This window comes from Cohnella laeviribosi DSM 21336, assembly GCF_000378425.1.
Classification (GTDB): Bacteria; Bacillota; Bacilli; order Paenibacillales; family Paenibacillaceae; genus Cohnella; species Cohnella laeviribosi.
Map to the genome: position 1 here is coordinate 80,678 of NZ_KB899812.1, position 18,196 is coordinate 98,873.

The 18,196-nt window shown below is 60.7% G+C and carries 11 protein-coding genes; 1 reads left to right on the forward strand and 10 read right to left on the reverse strand.

Annotated elements, in window-relative coordinates:
• Positions 1–53 precede the first annotated feature (53 nt).
• From F560_RS0104935 to F560_RS0104980, 10 genes are all read right to left on the reverse strand, one after another.
• Positions 54–2,066 carry a glycoside hydrolase family 15 protein gene (locus F560_RS0104935; protein ID WP_019004608.1) on the reverse strand — a complete coding sequence of 671 codons (2,013 nt, stop codon included), beginning with the start codon at positions 2,064–2,066 and terminating at the stop codon, positions 54–56.
• A gap of 17 nt (positions 2,067–2,083) precedes the next feature.
• A complete protein-coding gene (gene glgA / locus F560_RS0104940) occupies positions 2,084–3,514 on the reverse strand; it encodes a glycogen synthase GlgA (RefSeq protein ID WP_019004609.1) in 1,431 nt (476 codons plus the stop codon).
• An 18-nt stretch (positions 3,515–3,532) separates the two neighbouring features.
• Positions 3,533–4,645, reverse strand: a complete 1,113-nt coding sequence (gene glgD, locus F560_RS0104945; RefSeq protein WP_019004610.1) for a glucose-1-phosphate adenylyltransferase subunit GlgD — start codon at positions 4,643–4,645, stop codon at positions 3,533–3,535.
• On the reverse strand, positions 4,642–5,808 hold the full coding sequence (locus F560_RS0104950) for a glucose-1-phosphate adenylyltransferase (protein WP_019004611.1): 1,167 nt from the start codon (positions 5,806–5,808) through the stop codon (positions 4,642–4,644). Before F560_RS0104950 ends, glgD begins: the two co-directional genes overlap by 4 nt.
• A 45-nt stretch (positions 5,809–5,853) precedes the next feature.
• On the reverse strand, positions 5,854–7,758 hold the full coding sequence (gene glgB, locus F560_RS0104955; protein WP_019004612.1) for a 1,4-alpha-glucan branching protein GlgB: 1,905 nt from the start codon (positions 7,756–7,758) through the stop codon (positions 5,854–5,856).
• Between the two features lie 217 nt (positions 7,759–7,975).
• Positions 7,976–9,247, reverse strand: a complete 1,272-nt coding sequence (locus F560_RS0104960) for a methyl-accepting chemotaxis protein (protein WP_019004613.1) — start codon at positions 9,245–9,247, stop codon at positions 7,976–7,978.
• 967 nt (positions 9,248–10,214) lie between these two features.
• Positions 10,215–11,708, reverse strand: coding sequence for an L-arabinose isomerase (araA, locus tag F560_RS0104965; RefSeq protein WP_019004614.1), 1,494 nt, complete (start codon positions 11,706–11,708; stop codon positions 10,215–10,217).
• Between the two features lie 262 nt (positions 11,709–11,970).
• Positions 11,971–12,195, reverse strand: coding sequence for a DUF3892 domain-containing protein (locus F560_RS0104970; RefSeq protein WP_019004615.1), 225 nt, complete (start codon positions 12,193–12,195; stop codon positions 11,971–11,973).
• Between the two features lie 242 nt (positions 12,196–12,437).
• Entirely contained in the window at positions 12,438–14,828 is a 2,391-nt protein-coding gene (locus F560_RS0104975; RefSeq protein ID WP_019004616.1) for a glycoside hydrolase family 95 protein, read from the reverse strand.
• A gap of 19 nt (positions 14,829–14,847) precedes the next feature.
• Positions 14,848–16,872, reverse strand: a complete 2,025-nt coding sequence (locus F560_RS0104980; protein ID WP_019004617.1) for a beta-galactosidase — start codon at positions 16,870–16,872, stop codon at positions 14,848–14,850.
• A 223-nt stretch (positions 16,873–17,095) separates the two neighbouring features.
• Between F560_RS0104980 and F560_RS0104985 the strand changes: the two genes are divergently transcribed.
• Positions 17,096–17,917 (forward strand): helix-turn-helix domain-containing protein, encoded by an 822-nt coding sequence (locus tag F560_RS0104985; RefSeq protein ID WP_019004618.1) that lies wholly within the window; start codon positions 17,096–17,098, stop codon positions 17,915–17,917.
• Positions 17,918–18,196 lie beyond the last annotated feature (279 nt).

Sequence of the window (18,196 nt, forward strand, 5' to 3'; positions counted from 1 at the left end):
CTCATTCTAACATTCCAAAGCGGCCGTTTGGAATACCGTTGCGCCAAGAAGCTTCAAGAACCGGAATCGCTGTCTTCCTTAAGCTCCTGACTCTGCTTCGGATCCGCAGCCGCAAGCTGCTCCCTTTTCCGTACATACTTGCATACGGTGCTGACGTAGGTCGCGTGCGACCAGGTAAGCGGCGCCACCGACAAGGGACTGCCGTCGAGCGGGTGAAGCTGCTCCGGCAGATTGCCGCCCTGCAACGTGTGCCGCGTCACGTTTTCGAGGGTCGCTTTCGGCCTCTTCAGATCTTCCGTCGTCTTGGCCGTCTCGATCTGAAAATTTGCCGCCCACAGCGTGCAGATGATCCACGGATTGCCGGGAACCCTTTGCACATCGTCGCTTTGCTTGAAGTAGCAATCGTTCGTGTAGCGGGCAATGCCTCCCGTTTCGGTCCGTACGGCCAGTCCGTCTTCGATCGCCTTCATCGTGCCGGCCACCCGATCGTCGTCCGCCGGCAGCACGCCGAATTCGAACAGGCCGAACAGGCTGCTTTCCAGCGTCATGTCCTTGACCCAATGTCCGTCCCGCTGCACCAGGCCGCGCGCGAACCGCCCGGATTCCTCGTCCCACAAGTGCTCCAGCAGCCCCGCCTTCATGCGCTCCGCCGCGCTCCGGTAGCGGTCGCTCCGCTCATAATCGCCGAACAGGTCGGCGAAATACGACGCCGCCATCAACCCGCCGTACACCGACGCCGCCGTATACGTCCAGATGCCGAAGCGCTCCTCCCACAGGTCGTAGCTGGGCAGCGGCAGTCCGAGCGACGGCTCGATGAATTCGCACATGAACGAAGCCGCCTTGCGGACAAGCGTCGGATACAGCGCCTGCGGCAGCTCGATTTCCCCGTGGCGCTCGTAGTCCTTCCACAGCGCGTACAGCACCAGCGCCGTCTCGTCCTCCTGAATCGGCAGCCGCGGGCTGCCCTGAACGACATACGGATGCCAGCTGGAACCGACTGTTCCGTCCGGGTTGTACTTGTGATACAGATATCCTTCCGGCGACAGCGCGCGGTTGCAAAATTCGAAAAACGGCGCAATCGTCCCGTGATAGCCGGCAAGCGACAACGCGTCGGCGATCAGGGCGCCGTCCCGCGGCCACATGTAGCTGTAGTGGTCCCGGTTGTACTGCAGGATGTCGGTATCGGCCGCGGCAACGATGGCGCCCCGCTCGTCGATCTGCGTCCGCACGATCAGCAGGCTGTGCTTGTATAGCCGGACGACGGAATCGGGCAAATCCCCGAACTGCGCGTCCGCTTTGGCGAGCCAATGGTTCCAGTAGATGACGATGCGGCTCAGCAGCTTTTCCGGATGGCTTTCCAACACGTATTGATCCAGCCGCTTCACTTCTTCGAGGTCTGCGCCGACCGACATCCAGTAGTAGAACGTGCTCTCGCCTTCCCCCGGCACCTCCGCGCGCAAGCTGATCGTGCTGTCCACCGAGCCCTGCGCGATCGCGTTGCCCATCAGCTCGCCGTCTTCGGCGTCCCGCCAGGTGCCTTCCGCCGCATGGAACCGCTTGATGCCGGTCGAGAACTGGAAGATGCCGCCGCCGGGAGAGCGGCCGTTAAACATGAAATAGGAGGATCGTTTGTAATGAAAGACCGTCCGGTTGCCCGGGAAAAACGCCGCCGTATCCCCGACTTCGCTGTCGTCGATCATCAGGTCCTGGTGGAAGAACAACCTTACGTCCTTCTCTTCGCCGGTCAAGTTGCGAACGTTGATCCGCTTGAGGTAGATGCATTCCCGCTGGTGGATGCCGTCGTTGACGGACAGCTCCAGGCCGAGCTCCTCATTGCGGGCGGTGACGTTCGTCACCAGGGAGTTCTCAATGTAGCCGAGCTCGATGCGCCAGGACGGATCGTCCAGCCAGGCGAACTTGCCGCCGCACCAGATGCCGAACCGGCACGGGTTCCCGCCGGTATGGTTGAGCTGCCCGACGAACGGAAAGTAAATATCCCGAATAAAACAGTTCCTGTCCAGATTCACCAAAAATTTGCCGTTTCCGAGCACCAGATGCCGGGCCATGCGCAAATCCTCCTTCCTTATTGGGCAAGCTCGCGATAGATCCGCCGATAGGCGTCGGCAGACGTCTTCCAACTGTAATCCCGGCTTGCGCCGGCTTTGACGATTCGTTCCCAGACCGCTTCGTCCTTGTAAAAAGCCAGCGCCCTCCGGACCGTAAACACCATGTCGCGGGACGCGGCCGGTCCGAAGCTGAAGCCGTTGCCCGTGCCGTCAAACTCGTTGTAGGGCTCGACCGTATCCCGCAGCCCGCCGGTCTCCCTGACGATCGGCACGGCCAGATAGCGCATCGCGATCAACTGGCTCAGCCCGCACGGCTCGAAGCGGGACGGCATGAGGAACATGTCCGAAGCCGCGTAGATGCGGCGCGCCAGCCCCTCGTTAAAACCGAACCAGACAAACAGCTTGTCCGGATGCCGCCCGCTCGCGTCGCGCAGCATCGCCTCGAAATGCGGGTCGCCGGACCCGAGCACGACCATCTGCAGATCCTCGGCCAGAAGCTCCGGCAGCGCCTCGCCGATCAGATCGAAGCCCTTCTGGCCGGCGAGCCGGGACACGATGCCGATCATGGGCGTTCGCTCGCTCTCGGGCAGCCCGAATTCGCGCTGCAGCGCGGATTTGTTTTTGCGCTTTTTGGCCAGCGAATGGCGGTACGGAACCGCCAGGTTCGGATCGCGCTGCGGATCGTAGCTGTCCGTATCGATGCCGTTCAGAATGCCCGTCAGGTCGCCGGCGCGCTGCCGCAGCACGCCGTCCAGCTTTTCTCCGTAGGCCTCGGTTTGGATTTCCTGCGCGTAAGCGGGGCTGACCGTCGTCAACTTGTCCGCGTAGCGCAGCCCCGCCTTCATGCAGCTTCCCGCTCCGTAAAATTCCAGCCCATCTTCGCCGAACAAGTCGTCCCCGATCGACAGCAGGTCCTTGAGCAGCTCGCGGGAGAACACCCCCTGATACTGCAAATTATGAACGGTGAATACGGTTCGGACCGGCTTCAGCCCCGGATCGTACGCGTACCGGGTGCGAAGCAGCATCGGAATGAGCCCGGTCTGCCAGTCGTGACAGTGCACGATGTCGGGCGGCGTCTTGGACCGGACGAGCGCTTCGCAGACGGCAAGGCAGAAAAACGCAAACCGCTCCGCCTCTTGATCCCCGTACCCGTACAGATAATGCCGCTTGAAATAGGATTCGTTGTCGATCAGCAAATATCGCACGCCGTCGGCATGCGTTTCCAGCACGCCGCAATATTGCCGCCGCCAGCCGAGCTGGACTTCGAACGTGTCGAGCGTCGCCGCGTCCTTCGTGAACGCCTCCGGAATGGCGCCGTATTTGGGCAGCACCACCGTCACGTCCACGCCCAGCTTCCCCAGCGCCTTCGGCAGCGCGCCGGCGACATCGGCCAGCCCTCCCGTCTTGACAAGCGGCACCGCTTCCGATGCCGCAAACCAGACCTTCATCGAACCCCTCCTTGTCCCTCAGATCACGTGCCGCTTCGCCGCCAGAAAGGGCATGTCGGGCGAACCTTTGAGCTGCTGCAGCGGCCGGATTTCCGCTTCCTTGTCGAGAATGCAGTTCTCGAGCATTCCGCCCTCGCCCACGATGCCGTTCTGCATGACGATGCTGTTGCGCACGACCGCGCCTTTGCGGATTTTTACCCCGCGGAACAGAATGCTGTTGTAGACTTCCCCGTCGATTTCGCAGCCGTTGGCCACCAGCGATTGCACGACGGCCGCGCGGCTTCGGTAGCGGGTCGGCGGCTCATCCTTCACTTTGGTCAAAACGGACCCCGGTTCGAAAAACAGCTCTTTCCACACTTGCTGGTCGAGCAGCTCCATGCTGTGGCGGTAATACGCCGGTATGCTGTTGACGACGCCGAGATAGCCTTCGTGCAAATACGCGCTGACGTTCAATTCCCCGAGACGGGACAATACGGCGTGGCGGACGAAATGATCTTTGCCCTGCGCGAGCGAAGTTTCAACCAGGTCGACAAGCAGTTCCTTGCCGAGCACGTACATCTCCATCGACACCACCTCGCTGGCCAGCCGTCCGAAATGATCCTGCATCTCCGTAATCCGGCCGCTTTCATCCAGCCGCGCTTTGCGGACCAGTCCGGTCCGGGCGCCCGGCCACCGTTTGCATACGACGGTAATATCCGCGCCGCGCGCCTGATGAAACGCCAGCACGGCCCCGAAATCGATGTTGCAGACGATATGGCTGCGGGCGATGACGACGTATTCGTGTTCGCTGCGCTTGAAGTAATCCCGGTGGCGCCAGAAGTGATACAGGTCTCCCTTGCCGAAGTCGGTTTGGTCCTCTATCGCCGGGGGCAGCACGAACAGCCCTTGCTGCTTCCGGTGCAAGTCCCAGTTGCTGCCCGAACCCAGGTGATCCATCAGCGAGCGGAATTTCGTATGCGCAAAAACCGATACGTTGGAAATGCCCGAATTCACCATCGAGGAGAGGACAAAATCGATCAGCCGGTAGCGGCCCCCGAACGGAACCGTGGCGAGACAGCGGCCGGCGGTCAGCGCGCCCATTTCCTCCGTTTCGTGGATCAGGTTAATGACGCCCATCAGCGGCAGCTTCATAACGGATTCGCCTCCTCCAGCGTATTTTCCGCAGCGATGTGCTCGCCGCTTGCGACGACCGCGATCGGCCCGGAATCGGCACTTCCGACCCGGCACTCGCCGGCGACGACCGCATGTTCCCCGACAATGGCGCGAATGACCCTCGCTCCCGGCCCGATCACCGCGCCGGGCATAATCACCGAATCCTCCACATGGCTCCCTTCCCCCGTCTTTACGCCGTGAAACAGCACGGACCGGTTTACCCGCCCTTCGACGACGCACCCCTCGCTGACGAGCGAGTTTCGGACGGAAGCGAGAGGCGACAAGTAGTGGGCGGGCTGGTTCGGATTCACCGAATAAATCCGCCACGTCCTGTCGTCCAAATGCAGCCCCGGGTCGTCTTCCAGCAAATCCATGTTCGCTTCCCACAAGCTCTCGATCGTCCCGACATCTTTCCAATACCCGCCGAACCGGTACGCATATAACCGCGAGCCTTCCGCCAGCAGCCTCGGAATGACGTCCTTGCCGAAATCGTTGGAGGAGCGGCTGTCGGCTTCGTCGCGAACGAGCGCCTCCCGCAGCGCCGGCCAGGAAAACATATATACGCCCATCGAAGCCAGGTTGCTCTTCGGCTGGCTGGGCTTTTCCGCGAATTCGACGATCCGCCCGTCCTCGTCGGCACTCAGAATGCCGAAGCGGCCCGCATCCTCCCAGGGGACGGAGATGACGGCGATCGTCGCGTCCGCCCGGTTTTTTTTGTGCGCGTGGAGGAGCCGTTCGTAATTCATCTTGTAAATGTGGTCGCCGGAAATAACCAGAACGTATTCGGGGTCGTACCGTTCGATAAATCCGATATTTTGATAGATGGCGTTCGCCGTTCCTTTGTACCAAACGCCGCCCTTTTGGCGGACATAGGGAGGGAGGACATGCATGCCGCCGTCCCGGCGGTCGAGTCCCCACGGGCTGCCGATGCCCAGGTATTGGTTAAGCACGAGCGGCTGGTATTGGGTGAGCACGCCCACCGTTTCGATTCCCGAATTGACGCAGTTGCTGAGCGTAAAGTCGATGATCCGGTATTTTCCTCCGAAATGGACGGCCGGTTTCGCCAGGTCTTTGGTCAACACGCCCAATCTTCGGCCTTCCCCTCCCGCGAGCAGCATGGCGATGCATTCGTTGCGGCGCATGTTGAACGACTCCTCTCTATGCGAAGATTCCGTGCTTTCAGCGGGTCACAAGACGGCATACGGCTCCGGTTCCAGCAGCAAAAACGTCAGCGGCGGAACAGGGATCCCGATGCTGAACGGCTGCCCGTGCAGCGGCTTCCGTTCCGCCTTCGCCTGTCTGGGCATCCGGCAGCCGGAGCCGCCGTAATCGGCGAAATCGCTGCTCATGATCGGGCGGTAAGCCGTCCCGCCGGGAACGCCGATGCGGTAAACGGGATAAAACGTTTTGGAAAAATTGCAGACGCAGACGAGGTGACGCCGCTCGTCCCGCGCGAAACGGACATACGTGAGCATGGCTTGGGCGGCATTGTCCGCATCGATCCAGCGAAAGCCGTCCGGATGATGATCTTGCTCCCACAGCGCGGCCTCCGCTCCGTACAAAGCGTTCAAATCCCGCACATACCGCCGCATGGCGTCGTGAAGCGGGTAACGCAGCAGCGGCCAGTCCAGTTCCGCGGCGTCCTTCCATTCGTCGAACTGGCCGAATTCGCCGCCCATGAACAGCAGCTTTTTGCCGGGATGCGTCATCCAATAGCCGTAATACAGCCGAAGATTGGCGAATTTCTCTTCGTAGGTGCCGGGCATCTTGCCCAGCAGCGAACCTTTGCCGTGCACGACTTCGTCGTGCGACAGCGGAAGCACGTAATTTTCGGAATAGGCGTACAGAAGAGAGAAAGTCAAAAGCGAATGGACGGAAGGACGGCGGGACGGGTCGGTTTGCATGTACTTCAGCGAATCGTTCATCCAGCCCATATTCCATTTGTAATTGAATCCGAGGCCGCCCAAATAAGTCGGAGAGGTAACGCCGGGCCACGCGGAGGAATCCTCGGCGACCATCAACGCATCCGGAAAATAGCGGAATACCGTTTCGTTCAGCTTGCGCAAAAATTCGATCGCCTCCAGATGCTCGGTTCCTCCTCTGCGGTTGCAGGTGTGCATTTCCGCAGGCTTGTCGAAATGAAGGTCGATCATGCTGGCCACGGCGTCGACCCGGAGGCCGTCCACATGATAAACCTCCAGCCAGTAGATCGCGTTGGAAATGAGAAAGCTCTGCACTTCCGGCTTGCCGAAATCGAAGGCGAGCGTGCCCCAGAGCGGCTTCTCCGCAAGGCGCCAATCGTCCGGCTCGAATTGGGGCGTTCCGTCGAACAGCCGCAGCCCGTGTTCATCCTTGCAGAAGTGGCCGGGCACCCAGTCGAGCAGCACGCCGATGCCGCGCCGGTGGCAGCGGTCGACAAGCAGCTTGAGCCCTTCCGGAGGCCCGTAGCGGCTGGTCGGCGCGAAATACCCGGTCGCCTGATAGCCCCAGGACTGATCCAGCGGATGCTCCGTCAGCGGCAGCACCTCGATGTGGGTGTACCCCATCTCCGCGACGTAATCGACCAATTCTTCGGCGAGCCGTTCGTAACTCCGAAACGACCCGGGACCGTCGGTCCGCCAGCTTCCCAGATGAACTTCATAGACAAGCATGGGCCTGTCGTACGGCGCTCTCTTGCGCCTGCTTTCCAGCCACTCCCGATCCTGCCACTTGTACCCGTCCAGACGGGCGACGACGGAAGCGGTCGCCGGGCGCAGCTCGGCGTGAAACGCGAACGGATCGGCCTTGAGCTTAAGGTTGCCGGAAGCGTCTACGATTTCGTACTTGTAGATCTCGCCTTCCCCGATGCCGGGGACAAAACCGATCCAAACGCCCGTCGTTCCCGCCGGCTCCAGCCGATGGTTCGCCCCGTTCCATCCGTTGAACGCGCCGGCCACGCGAACGTCGCGCGCGCGGGGAGCCCACACCGCGAAGCGAACGCCGGTCTCTCCTCCGCATTCCACCGTATGTGCGCCGAACGTGCGGTATGCATGAAATAATTGGCCGCGATTAAACAAATACAACATTTCGGAAGAAACGAAGGGGGAGGACATAGTCATGCAGGGAGTCACCGCCTTTGAGGAAAATGGCTGGGCATCGTACGCGAAAGAGGTAGTTTTTTGTCAACATTTCTTACAAATCACACGTATCTTACATTCATTATACGGGAACAACCGGATGTTTTCATCCGAATTTTCAAAATATTTTGAGGCCGATTTTGTCGCCGTTCACGCAAAAAGAGCCCCCGAAAGGGAGCTCTCCGCTGCTGCCTTATTTGAAAAACGCGACTTTCGTCTGCAAATCCGACGACTTGGCGCGCAAAGACTCGGACGATGCGGCAATCTCCTGCATCACCGCCGTCTGCTCCTGCGAAGCCGACGACACTTCCTTCGCCCCCAAGCGAATCGCCTCCGCCTCCCGGGCGATATTGCGCGCTTCGTTCAGCACGCCCTCCACCTTCTCGGTCTGACGGGCGAGCCGCGCGGCGATGGTTTCCACGATTTCGCTGACAAGCTCCGCTTCCCGGGCAACCGTCGCGAGCGATTCGGCCGAAGCCTGACCCTGCTTGTATTCGCGTTCCGCCACCTGCGATTGCTGCTGGATATGCGTGACGGCATTGGCGATTTCCGCCTGAATCTGCGTAATCACCTGGTGAATGTCCTTGACGGCGCTGCCGCTCTGCTCGGCCAGCTTCTTGACCGCCTGGGCGACGACAACAAAGCCTTTGCCTTCCTCGCCCGCGCGCGCCGCTTCGATGGAAGCGTTAAGCGCAAGCAGGTGGGTCTGATCGGCAAAATCCCCGACAACGTTCGAAATCGAACCGATCTGGTCGGCATGCTCGTTGAGCTTTTTGACGATTTCGAGCGCGCCGCGGTTCTGCTCGGCAAGCTGCTGCATGCCGTCGATCATCGAGCGGAACACTTTTTCGCTTTCCTCCACGGAACGGTTCATGATGCGGGTCCTCTCCCGCGCTTCCGCCGCTTGGCCGTTGATCTCGTTCGCCGCCTCCGACAGTTCCTCGACGGAAAGCCGCATCGACTCCGCTGACTGATGCTGCCGCTGCGTGCCTTCCGTAATCGTTTCCGCCTGCTCGGAAATCTGCTCGATTTGCCGGGCGGCCTCGCCGATCGCCGACTGCAAATCCGCCGCATGCTGGTCGGCTATGCCGGAATTGTCGCGGATGCCGTTGATGATCGTAATCAGTTGCTTCAGCATGTGGTCGAACGAGCGGCTGAGCATCGTCAGCTCATCGTTCGTCCGGCCGATCGCCACGTGCACGTGCAAATTCCCTTCCGCCGCTTCGCGCGCCGCCGCCGTCAGCGACAGCAGCGGCTTGAGCAGCCATTTGGAGAAGAAGAAACCGAAAAGCCCGGTCCAGAACACGCCTACGAGCAATGTGAGAAGGACAAACAACCAACTGGGAAGAAAGTCGAACCAGTCTTTCAGCACCAGCAGGAAAAATGCGCTCGTCATATACGTAATTCCGGATACGACGGTAATGCCGAGTACCATTTTTTTGACGATGCCAAATGAAATCTTCATGACAAAGGACCCCCGTTGACTGTTGTCGAAAAGTGCCGGTTGTACTGTGTCAATATTCGCTTTCTTCCCAATTTTTCCTGTTGTCGATATTGTGACAATTTTCATGGCTGTGATCCGGCTCCTAGACTCCGGCAAGTCCAACGATATGCGCCTTTGGCCGTCCGGCTTGAGACGGAAAGACGGGGAATCCGCGCGTTGAAGCCCGTTCGCGACGGGAGTTCCGTTCGGAGAAGACCTACCCGGGCGATTGGGTTACGTTCGGCAGTGTTCAGCACGCCAAGTAGTCCGCCCAGTACCTCTCTTTAACGTCATCGCCCCCGCCAACCCGCCATGTAGTCCGTCCAGTACCCTACATGCCTCCGATCCGCGGTGCTTAGCCGCCATGTAGCTCTAGCCCCGAGCGACTATATTGGATTTTGTGCAGGATACGGGTTCCTTTCGTCCATTTCCGCAACGTATGTTGGATTTGATCCAATGAAAAGGCCCGAGAACCTTGTGGATTCGGCTTCTGCGGACCAGAAAATTGGATATATTCCAACATAGACCGGCTTTCGGCGCCTGAACGGCGAATTTGATTGGAAATTTCCAATATAGACGCATAGGCCGCGGTTGCTCATCGGCTACGGTGGCTGTATGGTCACGGTTGCGATAAATTGCCGAAGTTGCTATATAGCCACGGCGGCTATATAGCCGGAGTTTCTCTTAACGAACGAACAGCCGCTGCGTAATCTTGGGCAACTTCGGCCTCTGCCGGCATGCCGTTCCCGACTCTCTTTCCGGATGCAACGCGATTTTTGAGCGGGAGCATCCTCCAAACCTCCGCCCAATAGGGCTCATCCCAAGTCCGACAGCGCGTTTGGAAATGCTTGTTCGTTAATGGCCGGTCGCGCTAAAAAACCGGCCCGGGAACAGTCCCAGGCCGGTGATCGGGAGCAGGTCGCATCCGGAACGACCGGCGCGGCTTCGCTTACCGCAGGTGATTCCAGACGACGTGGCCCCATTGCAGCTCGTTGCGGAGCTGGCGCGTGTTCGTGTTTTTGTCGATGACGACGGCTTCGATGCCGAACAGATCGGCCAAGTCCAGCATTTGCTCGGTCGTCAACGCTTGGGAGTAGACCGTGTGATGCGCGCCGCCGGCGAGAATCCACGCTTCCGCGCCGACCTGCAACGAAGGCAGAACCTTCCAGAGGACGCGCGCGACCGGCAGCTTCGGCATGTCCTTCCCGACTTCGACGCCGACCACCTCGCTTACGATCATCCTGAAGCGCGTGCCGAGATCGATAAGGGAGACGTTGATCGCCTCTCCCGCCTTGCCGTTGAAGACGAGGCGGGCCGGTGCGGCCTTGCCGCCGATGCCGAGCGGGTGCACCTCGATGCGCGGCTTCGACGCCGCGATCGTCGGGCACACTTCAAGCATATGCGAACCGAGCACCATTTCGTTGTCGGGCTCCAGATGATACGTGTAATCCTCCATAAACACCGTACGGTCGTTTCCGGAAGCGACCTTCAGCAGCCGGGTCAGCGCGGCCGTCTTCCAGTCGCCTTCGCCGGCAAAGCCGTAGCCTTGCTCCATCAGGCGCTGAGCCGCAAGGCCCGGAAGCTGCTCCAACCCGTGCAGATCCTCGAACGTCGTCGTGAACGCGGTAAACCCGCCTTCGTCAAGAAAACGCTTGATCGCGATTTCCAGCTTCGCCTGATAGGCGATCGCGTCGCGGACCGGCCCGGCCGTGCGGCCTTCCGGCACGATGTCGTAACGCTCCTCGTACTCGCTCAACAGCCCGGCGACTTCCGCGTCGGTTACGGCATTCACAAGCTGAACAAGATCGCCGACGCCGTGCGTGTTCACCGACCAGCCGAACTTGATCTGCGCTTCAACCTTGTCGCCTTCGGTGACGGCCACTTGGCGCATGTTGTCGCCGAAGCGGACCACCTTCAACGTGCGGCTCTCGTTGAATGCGACCGCGATGCGCGTCCAAGCGCCGATGCGGGCCCGCACCGCCTGATCTTGCCAGTGGCCGACCACGACTTTGCGCGGAATGCCGAGGCGCGCGCCGATGAAACCGTATTCACGATCGCCGTGAGCCGCCTGGTTCGTATTCATAAAGTCCATGTCGATCGAATCCCACGGTATTTCGCGATTATATTGCGTATGCAGATGAAGAAGAGGCTTGCGCAGCTCGGTCAGGCCCGCGATCCACATCTTCGCCGGGGAAAAGGTATGCATCCACGTCACGATTCCCGCGCAGTTCTCGTCGGCGTTGGCCGCCATGCACACGCGGCGGATCTCTTCGGGCGTCGTCACCACCGGCTTGAACTCGACCGGAAAGGGGATTGCCGCATCCGCGCTCAGACTTTCCGCGATTTCCTTGGAATGGGCGCTTACTTCCTCGAGGGTCTCCGGACCGTACAAATGTTGGCTGCCGGTGACAAACCAGAATACATACGGTTTCAATTGCAGCATCGTGCGACCTCCTGGAACGAAATTGGATTGAACTTGTAATTTGTAACTTGTACGTACATCATTGCAATTCAAGTTTACTTCGTATGGTCTTATTATTCAAGCATTGTTTTTATTAAAAGAATAAAATGAGCCCATTTCCGTTCATGAAAACATATAACTTGTATTTACAACATAAGGCGCTTTCACGATCCTCTCCGGACAGCAGCAAAAAGCGGTTCTTCCTCCCGCCAGGCGGAAGGCGAACCGCTTATCGCCGCCGACTTCAGAACGTCGGCAAGTTGTCCAGGTTGTTGTCCTCGCGTCCATCCGGGTCCGAGCGCAAATGCTCGTCGCCGTCCCGGCCTTTGAACACGTTGACGTGCTCGATCTGGCCGTCCTTGGCCATCTGCTGGGCCTGCTTGTAATCGACGACCTGCCCGGAAGACAGCTTCAGCTCGACAATGTCGCCGTCGCCGTTTTTGCGGACGGCAACCACTTTTTCGGCCATGCGCAACACCTCCATGGAGGTAGGGTGCGTCCGGCAGGAATTTTTATGCATCAGGAAAGCAAATGGGTGCGTCCGGCCGGCAACCCGCGTAAAGGATGCGGCCGTGCCCTCCAGTTGTCTCCCCCGCCGTTCCGCTCGGGACAGCCGTTTGGCGGAGGCGCGCAACCGAATGGGGGCGTGAATCGGGTCCGGGCAAACGGCTTGGGAACCCTTCCTCCTTCCCGCTCCTGACTGACGAAAGTTTAATTGGGTGCAAGCGGCCGAACGATATAGGTTCGGCCCGCGGCGGTCGGAAACGAAACCGCCGTTTCGCCGGTCGGCCGGACGCCCGCCGCCTCCTCGCCCTCCGGCTCGACGGAGACGGGTCTTCCCGCGTCGACGGCGCAAAGCTTTCCGCTCGCAGATACAATCGCCGCTTCGACCAACTGCCCGCCCGCCCACCGGATGGAGACTTCGAAGCCTCCGCGGGCGCGCAATCCCCGGACGAATCCGTCAGGCCAGGCGTCTGGCAGCGCCGGCAGCAGACGGATGGCTCCGCTATGGGATTGCACGAGCATTTCCGCGATGCCGGCGGTCGCGGCGAAGTTGCCGTCGATCTGAAACGGCGGATGGGCGCCGAACAGATTCGGGTAAACGCCCCCTCCCTCGTAGCGCTCGTCGTTCTCGCGGACCAGTTGCAACAGGTTCGAAAGAAGCCGGTAGGCCCGGTTGCCGTCGCCGAATCGCGCCCAAAGCCCGATTTTCCACCCGAGGCTCCAGCCGGTGCCCCCGTCGCCGCGCCGCTCCAGCGAACGCCTGGCGGCGGCGAACAGTTCGGGCGTCGCATCCGCGGTCAACTGCCGGCCGGGGTATACGCCGAACAGATGGGAGACGTGTCGGTGGTGCACATCCTGATCCTCGAAGTCGCGGGACCATTCCTGCAGTTGGCCGTATTTGCCGATCTGCAGCGGCAGCAGCCGCTTCCGCGCATTCGCCAGCTCCTCTCGGAACGCTTCGTCGATTCCGAGCGTTTCGGCAGCTTCCATGCAGTTGGTGAACAAGTCCCACAGCAGCGACAGGTCCATCGTCGCCGCAGGGCTGACGCTCGCAAGCGCGCCCGAAGGCGCGACGAACTTGTGCTCGGGCGAAGTGGACGGCGACGTGATCAACCGGCCTTGGCCGTCCTCGATCAGCCAATCGAGCCCGAACAGCGCCGCTTCCTTCATGATCGGGTATGCCCGCTCGCGCAGCCACTCTTGGTCGCCGCCGAACGCGTAATGCTCCCACAGATGCTGGCAGAGCCAAGCGCCCGCCATCGGCCAAAGCGCCCATGACGGATCGCCGTGGCCGTAGGCGCCGACCGGCGCGGTCTGGCACCAGATATCGGTGTTGTGGTGCGCCGTCCAGCCGCGGGCGCCGTAGTTGACGCGGGCCGTTTCGGCGCCGTTGCGGGCCAAATTCGCGATCAGATCGAACAGCGGCTCGTGGCATTCCGCCAGATTGCACGTCTCCGCCGGCCAGTAGTTCATTTCCGCGTTAATGTTCAGCGTCCAGTTGCTGCTCCACGGCGCCCGGGTATGCTCGTTCCAGATGCCTTGCAAATTGGCGGGAAGCGTGCCCGACCGGGAGCTGGCGATCATCAGGTAGCGTCCGTACTGGAAAATCAGCTCCGCCATTTTCGGGTCGGAAGCGCCGTATTCCTGCACCCGATTGTCGGTGGACATCTCCTCCGGCGCGGCCGAATCGCCCAGCCGAAGCTCCACCCGGTCGAACAGCGACCGGTAATCTTCGACATGCCGCCGGCGCAGCTCTACATACGGCTTGCCGAGCGCGGCGCCGAGGAGCGCCGACGCCTTCGCGTCCGGATCGGCGCCGTCCCGCCCCGGCGACCGGTCGAAGCCGCCAAAGCTGGTCGCCGCGCTGAACACCAGCGTAGCTCCCGTCGCGTTCCGAACGCGCAGCCCGTCCGGGTCGGCGCTGAACGAGCCGTCGTCCAGGGCGGCGCCCAGATAGCCGGCGAACCGCATCGCATCTGTCGTATCCGGATCGCCGTAGCGGATCGGATCGGGACGGTGATAGTAGTTCGGGTCCGTATGCTCCGGCGCCTGGCCGCGCAGCACGAGGACGTCTCCCTCCGCCCGCACGAGCGACCGGAGAGGGCTATCCAGCTTCGCGACAAAGTTCAGCTTGCCCGGACGCTTCGCCTCAATCCTGAGGACCATCACCTGGTCCGGGAAGGAAACGAACGCTTCCCGCATATATTCGGCCTCGCTGATCCGGTATTCCGTACGCGCGATCGCCTCCTTCAGATCGAGGCTCCGGCGGTAAGAAGGCCACGCGATATTTCCGTGTTCGAAGCGGATCGTCAAATGCCCGAGCGGCAGGTAGCTCTGCGTATAAGGCCCCATCATCTCTTTGCACAAGGCGTCCGCCTGCTCGTATTTTTCTTCCGCAAGCAGCCGCCTCACTTCCGGCAGCACCTCGCGGGCGCGCGGGTTGTTCCCGTCCTTCGGGCTGCCGGACCAAAGCGTGTCTTCGTTCAACTGCAGACGCTCGGTTTCCACCCCGCCGAACACCATCGCGCCCAGCCTTCCGTTGCCGATCGGCAGCGCTTCCGTCCATGCGCGGGCCGGGGCATCGTATTGCAGCTTCACGCGTTCGCCTCCCCTTTTTTCAATGCTCGATAATCATGACGCTGCGGCCCGGCAGCCGCACGGAGCCTTGTACCCGCTGTCCGGACAAAAGATCGGTCCCCTGCCGGCCGGCCAGGTCGACTTCCGACTCCTCCGCGTTATGGTTCAGCAGGAACAGGAACGATCGGCCGTCTTTGACGCGCAGCGTCGATTCGACGCCCGCCGGCGCGTTGACCAGCGGCTTGATGCCTTTGTCCGCGCATAGGCTGGACAGAAAATCGGTCATGAACCGCCCGTCCGGGCTCGACGCCACATACCAGGCCTGCCCTTGGCCGAAGCGGTTGACGGTCAGCACCGGCATGCCTTTGTAGAAGTCGGAGCCGTACTCCGCCAGCACTTCCGCTCCCTCCGAATGGATCAGGTCGCACAGCAGCCCGCATTCGTACATGCCGTTAAGCGCGCCGTATTCCTTTTTCATGACGATCTGGTTGGTGACTCCCGGGAACAGCGCGTCGATCTCCTCCGCCCAGATGCCGAGCAGCTTGCGCAGTTCGCCCGGATAGCCGCCGAGCGTGACCAGATCGTTCTCGTTCACGATGCCGCTAAAGAACGTCGTCACGAACGTGCCGCCCGCCTTCACGAACGCCTCGAGCTTTGCCGCGTATCCCGTCTTCACCATATACAGCACCGGCGCAATGACGATATCGTAGCCGCTCAGGTCGGTTTCGACCCCGATCATATCGACCGGAATGCCCAGCTTGTAAAGCGCGTCATAATATTTGTGCGTTTCGTCCACATATTTCAGGGCGACGGTCGGACCGCTCGACAGCTCGATCGCCCAGCGGTTTTCCCAGTCGTATACGATCGCCACCTTCGCCTGCACCCGGGAATCGAGCAGCTTGTCGGACAGCAGCTGCAGCTCCCGGCCCAGCTCCGCGCATTCGCGGAACACCCGCGTGTGCTCGTGGCCGACGTGCTCGATGACGGCGCCGTGGAATTTTTCGCATGCGCCGACCGAACGGCGAAGCTGGAAGAACATGACTGTCTCGGCGCCGCGCGCCACCGCCTGATAGCTCCACAGCCGCATGACGCCGGGGCGCTTGAGCGAGTTGTAGGGCTGCCAGTTCTGCTGGCTCGGCGTCTGCTCCATCAGCATGAACGGCTGGCCCTGTTTCAGCCCCCGCATCAAGTCGTGCGTCATCGCCGTCAGGCTCGGCGGCGTGTCGAGCGCGGGATAGTTGTCCCAGGACACCACGTCCATATGCTTTGCCCATTCGAAATAGTTCAGCTCCGGATAAAAGCCCATCAGATTCGTCGTAACCGGAACGTCCGGCGTGTGCTTTTTGATCTCCTCGTATTCGATACGGTAGCATTCCAGCAGCGCATCCGACTGAAAACGCCGGTAATCGAGGGAGATGCCCTGGAAGTTCGTCCGGTTGCCGTCCCATTCCTCGCTGAGGGCGTTCGGCGGCACGATCTCGTCCCAGTCGTAAAAGGTATGTCCCCAAAACCGCGTATTCCAGGCCTTGTTCAATTTTTCCAGCGTTCCGTACCGCTTCCGCAGCCACCTGCGGAACCCCTCCGCGCACAGATCGCAATAGCAGTAGCCGCTGTATTCGTTCGACACGTGCCAGATCAGCAGGGCGGGATGATCCTTGTAGCGCCGGGCCAGCTCGCCGGCCATCAGGCGCGAGTAATGGCGGTACACCGGACTGCTCGGGCAGGAGTTGTGCCGGCCGCCGAACTTCCGCTTGCGCCCCTGGAAGTCAACGCGAAGCACCTCGGGGTATTTTTTGGCCATCCAGGCCGGATGCGCTCCCGTTCCCGTCGCCAGACAAACGCCGATGCCGTTCGCATGCAGCCGGTCCATCGTCTTGTCGAGCCACTCCAGGTTGTACTCGTCTTCGCTCGGCTGATTCAGCGCCCACGAAAAAACGTTGATCGTCGCGACGTCGATTCCCGCCAGCTTGAACAGCCGGTCGTCTTCCGCCCATGTATCCGCTTCCCATTGTTCCGGATTATAGTCTCCTCCGTACCAGATCTTCGGCAATTTTCGGTTGATCATGACGGGCACTCCTTTTGTTATATAAGGATATCCTTATTTTAAAGCAAGGCGGAATGCGGTAAAATATAATCATTTATCAAGGGTATATAAAAAAATAACAACGCGGGAATGCGAGGAGTTACGGCTTGAGGAGCATTTTCGCCGCATGCTCAACGTTCTACGGAACGCAGCCGCCCTCTCGCCCGGGACCCGCGAAACCGCAATCGTCAAGGAGAGCCATGGCATGCGCAGATTCGCTTTTACAACCGGGAACGGGCAGACGCTGCCCCTGTTCGTCGAAACGGTCGGCATCGCGGACGAACGGAGCAAAATCGTCCGGACCGAAGGGTATCCGTATTTCCACTGGCTGCAGACGATCAAGGGCGAGGGGCTTTTCACCGTAAACGGCGCCACCTTCGCCCTGCCCGTGCACAGCGGCGTGCTGGTATACGCCGGCACTCCCCATCAGTACGAACCGGCCCCGGAAGGGTGGGAAACCGCCTATTTGACGTTCGGAGGACCGTCGGTACCGGATATGCTGCTGACGCTGAAGCTTCAGGAAGGCGTGCCGGTGCGTTGGGATGCGGACGCTCCTTTGAACGGACTGCTGCAAGAAATGCTCGATCGGCTGGAGAAAGATCAAGACCTGTTCGGCCTGAACGCCTCCGCGGACGCTTACCGGTTTCTGATTGCCTTGCGGCAATACGGGCGGTTCGACAACCGGACGGACATCGTGCGCGGCTCCGAGCGGCTCCGTCCTCTGCTGGACTGGCTGGAGCGGCATTACGCGGATTCGGGGATCGGGCTTGCCGAAATGGCGGAAACGCTCGGCGTGCCCGCCAGCACGATGAACCTCTGGTTTCATCACACGTTCGGCTTGTCGCCGTACGCGTACCTCGTGCAGCTTCGCCTGCGCAAAGCGAAGGAACTGCTCATCCGCTCTGCCGACGCCACCGTCAAGCAAATCGCCGAGCGGGTCGGCTTCCGGGACGCCAGCCACTTCGTCGCCACGTTTCGCCGCAAAACGGGCATCCCGCCGCAGCAGTTCCGCAAGCTTTACAAGTAGCCGCGAGCCATCGCGGCCGGTATGCGGGCAAAAAAAACGGCTCCGACTGAGCCGTTACGGAACGTGGAATTTCAATCGCTCGGTCGCTTATGAGCAACCGCGGCTATGGCTACGGCTACCCGGCTGCCGAGCCGACATTGATGTCGTGTCTCTATCCAATATGCGTTCCGGAATTGGGCGAGCGGAGCCCGTAACCTGCACAACGTCCAAATATCGCTGCTCGGGGTTATTAAGTAGGGTACTGGACGGACTACATGACGGGTTGGCAGCAAAGACGGC

Bases quoted from the DNA above. Each gene is read 5' to 3' on its own strand.
- F560_RS0104935 (WP_019004608.1), bottom strand. From the start codon at position 2,066: ATGGCCCGGCATCTGGTGCTCGGAAACGGCAAATTTTTGGTGAATCTG.
- glgA (WP_019004609.1), bottom strand. From the start codon at position 3,514: ATGAAGGTCTGGTTTGCGGCATCGGAAGCGGTGCCGCTTGTCAAGACG.
- glgD (WP_019004610.1), bottom strand. From the start codon at position 4,645: ATGAAGCTGCCGCTGATGGGCGTCATTAACCTGATCCACGAAACGGAG.
- F560_RS0104950 (WP_019004611.1), bottom strand. From the start codon at position 5,808: ATGCGCCGCAACGAATGCATCGCCATGCTGCTCGCGGGAGGGGAAGGC.
- glgB (WP_019004612.1), bottom strand. From the start codon at position 7,758: ATGTCCTCCCCCTTCGTTTCTTCCGAAATGTTGTATTTGTTTAATCGC.
- F560_RS0104960 (WP_019004613.1), bottom strand. From the start codon at position 9,247: ATGAAGATTTCATTTGGCATCGTCAAAAAAATGGTACTCGGCATTACC.
- araA (WP_019004614.1), bottom strand. From the start codon at position 11,708: ATGCTGCAATTGAAACCGTATGTATTCTGGTTTGTCACCGGCAGCCAA.
- F560_RS0104970 (WP_019004615.1), bottom strand. From the start codon at position 12,195: ATGGCCGAAAAAGTGGTTGCCGTCCGCAAAAACGGCGACGGCGACATT.
- F560_RS0104980 (WP_019004617.1), bottom strand. From the start codon at position 16,872: ATGATCAACCGAAAATTGCCGAAGATCTGGTACGGAGGAGACTATAAT.
- F560_RS0104985 (WP_019004618.1), top strand. From the start codon at position 17,096: ATGCGCAGATTCGCTTTTACAACCGGGAACGGGCAGACGCTGCCCCTG.